This window comes from Pedococcus sp. P1_H8, assembly GCF_056405175.1.
On sequence record NZ_JBFUCP010000467.1, the window covers coordinates 1 to 362 of the forward strand.

Here is a 362-nt window from a genome sequence, read left to right on the forward strand (position 1 = left end):
CTCCAGCGGGACCCCGAGTTCCTCGGCGACCGTCCGGCGGATCCGCAGCCCCGAGACGATGGTGTACTCGGCCGGTCCGCCGACCACGTAGAGGTCGCCGATCCGGATGATCTGGATCTTGAGCACATGCGGGACCCAGCCGTCCGGGGGCAGCAGCCCGACCGGGACCACCACCAGCTTCGGTGCCTGCGCGTCCGCGAGCCACTGCGGGGTCGGCATGTCGGTGCCGCCGAACGCGTCGATGATCGGGTTACGGGTGCCCTCGGGGAAGATCGGGATGGCCGGGCCGTCCTCGGTGCTGCCGGCGGCCATGGCTGCGCCGATGCAGGCGGGGGAGGTGCTCTGCGGGGTGCCGTCCGGGG

Annotated in this window: 1 protein-coding gene; it reads right to left on the reverse strand. The window is 72.7% G+C overall.

Annotation, left to right across the window (positions count from 1 at the left end; genetic code table 11):
• On the reverse strand, positions 1 to 362 hold a 362-nt coding region (locus tag AC1DYG_RS20880; protein ID WP_477641733.1), incomplete at both ends, for a neutral/alkaline non-lysosomal ceramidase N-terminal domain-containing protein.